The sequence below is a fragment of the Devosia sp. genome (assembly GCF_030689745.1).
Lineage (GTDB): Bacteria > Pseudomonadota > Alphaproteobacteria > Rhizobiales > Devosiaceae > Devosia > Devosia alba.
Window position 1 is genome coordinate 1 of sequence record NZ_JAUYGL010000188.1, and the last position, 6640, is coordinate 6640.

A 6640-nucleotide genomic window follows, 5' to 3' on the forward strand; every position below is an offset into this window, starting at 1 on the left:
GAGCCCGTTGTTCTCACGCAGCCAAATATCAACAAGTGCCCGCTGAGCCCCCTCAACAGAATGACCGCCCACCCAACTGGAGCGCAGAACGCGGCTGAACACATCTGCATCAGCCTCGCGATTGGTAATGGACAAGATACCCATAGCTGCGCGGATCATTGGGCGAGCACCCAGCGTTGCACCACTGGAAATATCCCACGGTTCTCGCACCTCTACACCATCCTTCATCGGCAATAGAGAGGCAGGGCTCACCGACATAGTAAGCGCTTCAATCAATGGCGCCTGATGGGTATCCATCGAAGGTACTAACAGCGCAATCGAAGGAGCTGCATGCGGGGTTTCTATATAGGGCTTGAGGGTGGCGTTGACCCACTCTGCAACCTGCTCAAATTCGTCAGACTGAGTGACTGCACGACGCAGATTTGGCGTGGTTGCCTCGCCTTCGAAGTCCAACTCGACGACTTCAACACCCTTTGCAAGAAGCAAATCAAGAATGGCGCGCTCAGACGGGTTCATGTACAGCACGCCGGCCATTACCACTTTGCGGGGCAGCACTAACTCGTCAGCCTCAATGGCAGACAGCACCAGTGCCGGAAGCTCAGCACGGAACACGCAGCCGTTTTTGCGGCAGTCGCTCTCGATAAGCGTGCGCCACTGCCAGAACACTTCGTACTCACGCTTGAAGCGAAAGCGGTCAGGATCAGTTGGAAGCTTGAACTTAATGAACGTGGAGTAAGCCTGAGCGATTCGGCGGGCGGTGCTAGTAGAAGAAATCAAGTTTTCAGGCAGAAGGCCAGAACGGTCAGCCACGCTTTTTACTACAGCAAGCTCCTGAACTGGATACAGCAGCTGCTCACTCGGCAACTGCTCCAACCAGACTTCTTCGATCCACTGGGTGATGGTTCTCACCTTGCCCTTGGCAAACCAGGAGCGCTTGCCAGCAATGGACTGCAACAGTGCTGCCTGCATTTTGATATGGCGAGATACGCGCTCGGTAGCAGCGAGCACCAGCGTATCGTCGTCGAGAGTTTGAAGATGATCGAACAGGGACATGGGCATTTCTCCTTTGATGCACAAACGATAACGCCCGGCATCGAGTGTCATCAGGTCACGCATTAAAGTCGTCAACACCCATCCCAGGATTCCAGACGCCAATCCGCAGCGACGGTCGCGACATTGCACGAACGCAAAGTCCTCAGCCTAAGCCCCGGCCCGGTTCTGCACTGCACTGCACGAAAAAAACAAACACGACAGAACGCTCACCCGCTATTTGGGGGATGCGCGGGGTGCATTAACAAATAAGGCCAAATGACCAGAGCCGCATGCAGGTGCAGAATGGACAACAATTTAGTGGCGGAAAAAACCGCCCCCCCGATCCACATGGTCTACCAACCAGTGGCCCGTATCACCCAGGATGAGCTGGAGGTCGTTGCGTATGAATCACTGCTGCGGGTTAGCCCTAATCGCTGTAACCACACGACCTTTTCCATCATCAACGATGCCGAGGAAGCTGGGACAATAGCCACTCTCGACGCCCGAATAGCACGATTAGCTTGTTCGGATGCAGCCAAACTCGACGGCATGAATCTTTGGATGAACATGTCTCAAGTGACCCTAAGCTACCCTCCAGTAGCCAAGCAGATTGCCGATGTTATTTTGGACAACGGTTTATCAGGCAGGGTGACTGTCGAGATTACTGAGACTGCTGACGGGAAGGTTCCGTTGCTTCTGGAGAGCATTCAATTGCTCAAGAACCAGAACATAGCAGTTGTGATTGATGACATTGAGGACGGATTCGCCAAGTCACACCTGCTCAGGTCAGACCTGATCGCGGGATGTAAGTTATCCCGTAACTCAACAGCTAGATTGCTAGAAGACCCCTATTACATGGAGGCTGTTGACCGCCTGATTCGCTGGTGCAAAAGCATTGGAAAGACCGTTGTCATCGAAGGAGTAGAGAACTCTTTCGAAATGAATATAGTGAAGTCGCTTGGAGCTGACTTCTACCAAGGCTTTCACCTTTGGAAGCCTGCCTCATTCATTGACTTGCCAGCTCCAGGAACTCGGAAAAGGATTATCACACCTCGTTCCCAGGCAAATATCCCGCCTTGCCACCTAGCTAGTAACTAGCGGTAAGTGCCAAAGCAGGGGCGTTAAACGCAACTGCAACAGCGCAAGTGCAATTGCGCTTACTAACCGACTGGCTCTTAATTAGGCTGGTAGCCGGCGTAGCCCTCGGGCGGTAGCTCCAGGGTCCCCCGGTGTCAGGCTAGTTGTCGCCTCAGTTGATTTATCAAAACGATAGATCGGGGGCGTCAAAGAGAGCTGTAATGTCGAGCTATTCACCTGAGCGTAAAGCTGCCCTTATTAACAAATTACTGCCGCCGCAAAACATGTCCGTGGCTGAGTTGTCACGTCAAGAAGGCATCTCCCAGGCCACCCTGTATGCTTGGCGCAGCAAGCTCAAAGCAGGAGGCGCTGTGGTGCCCGGAGACAAGAACAATGCCGATAACTGGCCGGCTGAAGCCAAGTTCGCAGCGGTGTTGTACGCGGCCACATTGAGCGAGATCGAACTTAGTGAGTACTGCCGCAGCAAGGGTTTGTACCCTGAGCAAATTAGCGCCTGGCGCCAAGCCTGCATCACCGGCCAGATGTCCGCTAAAGCGCAGCTCAAGGCTGAGCGTGACCAAGCGCGTGCCGACAAAAAGCGCATCGCCGAGTTGGAGCGTGAACTGCGCCGCAAAGACAAGGCGCTGGCGGAAACCGCTGCGATCTTGGTGCTGCGAAAAAAGATGAATGCCTTCTGGGGCAACGACAGCGAGGACGTTTGACCTCGCTGCCAGAACGGCAACAACTCGTTGAGCGCTTTAATCACGCTGTCGCTTCGGGTGCGCGCAAGGCGATTGCCAGTGCCGAGATCGGGCTATCGCTGCGCAGCCTGCAACGCTGGACGCTGTCGCCGGTTATGCAGGCCGATGTGCGCACCACCACGCTAAGGCCACAGCCGCCGAACGCCCTGAGCGAGCAAGAGCGCTGCGCGATCTTGGCGATCTGTAATAGCCCGGAGTTCGCCAGCTTGCCGCCGAGCCAGATTGTGCCCAGGTTGGCCGATCAGGGTCGTTACCTAGGCTCAGAGGCGACCTTTTACCGCATCCTGAAAGCCGCCGATCAACAGCATCGACGCGGCCGCAGCCATGCGCCCCACAAGCACGCTGCGCCGACCACGCACAGCGCAACCACCGCCAATAAGGTCTGGTCGTGGGACATAACCTACCTGACCTCAAAGGTGCGCGGGCAGTATTACTACCTGTACTTGATCGAGGATATTTACAGCCGCAAGGCCGTGGGCTGGGAGGTCTACGCGCAAGAAAGCGGCGAGCGCGCATCTGAGTTGATGCAGCGCACCGTACTGAATGAGCGCTGCGCCGGGAAGCCTTTGGTGCTGCACTCGGACAACGGCGCGCCGATGAAATCGTCGACGTTGCTGAGCAAGTTGTACGACTTAGGTATCACTCCATCACGCGGACGGCCACGGGTGAGCAACGACAATCCGTACTCAGAATCGCTGTTTAGAACGCTGAAATACTGCCCGCAATGGCCCAAGGATGGCTTTGCAGATTTAGACGCCGCACGCAGCTGGGTGCGCGATTTTATCCGCTGGTACAACCACGAACACCGCCACAGCCGCATCCGCTTCGTGACTCCGGAGCAGCGTCATCGCGGTGAGGATCAAGAGGTGCTGGCCAAGCGTCATGTGCTGTACCAGCAAGCTCGCAATCAACACCCGCATCGCTGGTCGGGCGCGACACGAAACTGGCAACACATCGGCGCCGTCACACTCAACCCAGAAAGGGAGCAACAGGCATTAAAAATAGCGGCATAAAAAACACGGCTGACGCGACAACTACCTTGCAAAACGCCGGGGTGGTGCAGTTCATATTTTTAGCTGCTCGCTCACGCCCCCACATTTCAATCAGGGCACCCTGCTTTAAACGCTCGGCGAAGGCGACAATTTCATGCAACTGGTCGAGTGTGGCTGTGCCCATGTTGTGTGCCAATCCGATTGAATCGGCGTCAAGCTCCTGGACAGCTTGCTCCAGATGGTGGATCAGATCGTATTCTCCAATTTCACTCACCGGCTGTGTCCTCATAGTTGTTTTCCTTGAACTATTCGCCGGTATCAGCGGCAGGGCGATTTTTCATCACCGCGCAGCCGATGCTCACCAGACAGATGCAGAGAACAAGAGCGATGCCGGCAGCCTTCATGTGGAAGTAGCCGATGATCACCGAGCCGGGAAGAAACAGGAGTCCGCCGAAGATAACCAAGGCAATCCCGATCAGATTCAGCCAGCCTTGTTCAGCTTTAATTGATTTGAGTTTTGCAATCGAAATAGCCATGCCTTGATTTCCTTGATCAGCTTGTTTGACGGAGAGAGCGGACTAGGGCGTCGTAGCACTGACGCACCGTCGATTGCGCACCAGTTATTGGGTACGAACCATCCGAACCATCGCCGAGAGGATCGATGCCGAGGGCGGCAGACATGGTAGTGAGCAGAGCTACAGACGGCTCAACTGGCAAAGCCACGCACTCGGCGGCAGTGGGCTTATGAACAGAGCCAGAGTCGGGCGCATCACGCAAAGCCTCAATCTCGGACTTGGCAGCACGCAGCAAGTCACCTTCGCGGCTGTTTGGCCAGGAGTAGGAACCATCCACTTGGGCGTAGGCGTGGTGGATGCCTTGCAGAAAGGCGCTGCTGCTCATCGTGGCGGCGCTATTGCTGTCGATGCTCATGACGGTGTTTTCCTAAGTCATTTAGTTAGCAGAGTGTCAACAACCCCAAACGACGCACGCCAGACCATCACTATCGTGAATATTCCAGCTGCCATCAGGGAGATTACAACGCAGCGATTAGTGAAGAAGCAGATTGCCCTGCCGCCTAGGGAGTTCGCGCACAGCCCTCCCGCGCAGAATGCAAAACATACAGTTAGCCATGGCGCGATGTAGTGCATAGCCTTGGCTAAAAGAGACCATTCTGATAACGGCACGGAACCTTGTAGCCTCGGATCGATCACGAAAGCGAAGAACCCGAGCACGACCGCCATAATAAACATGGCAAGCGCCGGGACTGCTACCAAGCGAAAATGCTGATCAATTTTTTCTGCTGACTCACTGTTCATTTTGATTCTGGCTTCCTATAACTTCGTTGGCTGCTTAACAAGACGATCAATAGTTGGCCCAGCAAGACCGGCAAGCACGAAAATACCTAAACCGATAGCCATCGCAGAAAACCCAGCTTTAAGCTCTCCAATCGACATGATGTAAGCTGCTAAAAAGGCCTGAGAAGCCAAGAGCGCAAACACTGCTAGCAGTGCAAATAAAAAGCGAACGTTCATAGCTGTGGCTTCCTCGATTAGTTGCTTACTGCTGCGAAGGCAGCAGAAAGGCGATTTTCGGCGGCTTCGAGTCGCTGGCGGCGCGGTTAAAAACTTGCAGCCCTTTCAGTTCAACAGCTCTACGTTCCCGCCGCGATACCAGAGGTCGATAGCGACTTCACGCACTAGCTGCAAGTCCGAATCCTTCTTTGGCCCTGGCATGGTAGCCCCTACGAACTCACGGCTGGCTATCTCGACACATAGAGCCGAGCGGGACATGCCCTGGTTCTTCAATGGGCGGTAGAGCGGGCCTAACAGCCGCTCAGCGGCGTCATCAAAATCTGCTTTGGTGTGTGCCATGTTTTTCCCTACTTGTCTGCGGCCTGCGGGAGTTGCAGCAACTCACAAGCTTGAATAGCCGCGTTGGTAGCCCGGATAACCTCATCCAAGCGTCGCCGAATGATCGGCAGATCGGCATGTGCGAGAGCGCCACCGATTGCCAGTACCGCGCCCAACTCTTTTGCGGCTTGTGATGCCGTTTCTTCCAGTGAAACCGGCCCTTGCGCTGTCGCCATCAAGCCTTCGGCTATGTCGCGAGCAACAAAGGTCTTGCCGGGGTTATTCATCGCTATCTCCCTAGAACAATTCGTTGTAGTCATCAGGCCGATTTTGCTCCTGGTGACTTGGCTTTGCCTTCCCACGGGCCTTCACTTATGGACGCGGCCATCCTTGGTGAACGGCGCATGAAATATCCAGCTCGACGTACCCAATGCGTTTTCTTGGCCGACCATAAACAAGGCTACCGTCAGGCTGCTTCATCACAACCAGCAACACATCCCCTTCGAAGGGAACCTCAACATGAATTCGGTCGTTGATATTTACGCGGCCAGAAGCGTCTGGGCTCGGTTCCACAACGCTGGTACAAGAACACCCTTTAGCAACCAACTTGTCTGCCACAGTTTGAGCCTTCATACAGGGGCATCCTCGAACTGTTAAGTGCCGGCTCTGAATGCAAAAACTTTGCTTCTAAAATCACAATCGTGGCTTCATTTCTTACCAGATTCGAATCTTTCAGGCGCTCGTTTTTCCGTCTTCAATAGCTCGATTTATTTCATTGACGCAAAGGCGAACCATAGTATCGGTCGTGGTGCTAGTTGGATGCGTGTAAACAGATTCGATTTTGTCAAAGCCGTCATCCCCGTCGAAGTACACATAGCCTTTGCCGCGCACCGCCTGTATGTCCAAATTCGGGAAGGCATTTTTGATT

11 protein-coding genes are annotated in these 6640 nt (G+C 54.4%); 2 read left to right on the top strand and 9 right to left on the bottom strand.

Annotated features, from left to right (window positions below):
• Positions 1–1053, bottom strand: a 1053-nt coding sequence (locus tag Q8O80_RS16545) for a hypothetical protein (RefSeq protein WP_305581239.1), incomplete at its 3' end; no start/stop codon positions are given.
• Between the two features lie 282 nt (positions 1054–1335).
• Between Q8O80_RS16545 and Q8O80_RS16550 the strand changes: the two genes are divergently transcribed.
• Together Q8O80_RS16550 and Q8O80_RS16555 are read left to right on the top strand one after the other, a co-directional pair.
• Entirely contained in the window at positions 1336–2130 is a 795-nt protein-coding gene (locus tag Q8O80_RS16550; RefSeq protein ID WP_305581241.1) for an EAL domain-containing protein, read from the top strand.
• 200 nt (positions 2131–2330) lie between these two features.
• Positions 2331–3883, top strand: a protein-coding gene (locus tag Q8O80_RS16555) for an IS3 family transposase (protein WP_305581243.1) whose coding sequence is annotated in 2 segments (ribosomal slippage) — positions 2331–2793 and positions 2793–3883 — 1554 coding nt in all. Because the reading frame shifts where the segments join, the coding sequence is not laid out codon by codon here.
• Here the strand turns inward: Q8O80_RS16555 and Q8O80_RS16560 are convergent.
• From Q8O80_RS16560 to Q8O80_RS16595, 8 genes are all read right to left on the bottom strand, one after another.
• Positions 3840–4136 carry a hypothetical protein gene (locus Q8O80_RS16560; protein WP_305581245.1) on the bottom strand — a complete coding sequence of 99 codons (297 nt, stop codon included), beginning with the start codon at positions 4134–4136 and terminating at the stop codon, positions 3840–3842. The two genes, Q8O80_RS16555 and Q8O80_RS16560, sit on opposite strands and share 44 nt — an antisense overlap.
• 31 nt (positions 4137–4167) lie before the next feature.
• The gene (locus tag Q8O80_RS16565) at positions 4168–4398 is read right to left on the bottom strand and encodes a hypothetical protein (RefSeq protein ID WP_305581247.1); all 231 of its coding nucleotides are present in this window, start codon (positions 4396–4398) and stop codon (positions 4168–4170) included.
• Positions 4399–4414: 16 nt separating this feature from the next.
• Complete coding sequence (locus Q8O80_RS16570) at positions 4415–4792, bottom strand: hypothetical protein (RefSeq protein WP_305581249.1); 378 nt, start codon at positions 4790–4792, stop codon at positions 4415–4417.
• Between the two features lie 17 nt (positions 4793–4809).
• Entirely contained in the window at positions 4810–5178 is a 369-nt protein-coding gene (locus Q8O80_RS16575; protein WP_305581251.1) for a hypothetical protein, read from the bottom strand.
• Positions 5179–5193: 15 nt separating this feature from the next.
• On the bottom strand, positions 5194–5394 hold the full coding sequence (locus tag Q8O80_RS16580; protein ID WP_305581253.1) for a hypothetical protein: 201 nt from the start codon (positions 5392–5394) through the stop codon (positions 5194–5196).
• A 105-nt stretch (positions 5395–5499) separates the two neighbouring features.
• Positions 5500–5733, bottom strand: a complete 234-nt coding sequence (locus Q8O80_RS16585) for a hypothetical protein (protein ID WP_305581255.1) — start codon at positions 5731–5733, stop codon at positions 5500–5502.
• 8 nt (positions 5734–5741) lie between these two features.
• Positions 5742–5999: a hypothetical protein gene (locus tag Q8O80_RS16590; RefSeq protein ID WP_305581257.1), complete on the bottom strand. Its 258-nt coding sequence runs from the start codon at positions 5997–5999 to the stop codon at positions 5742–5744.
• Between the two features lie 445 nt (positions 6000–6444).
• On the bottom strand, positions 6445–6640 hold a 196-nt coding region (locus tag Q8O80_RS16595), incomplete at its 5' end, for a hypothetical protein (RefSeq protein ID WP_305581259.1).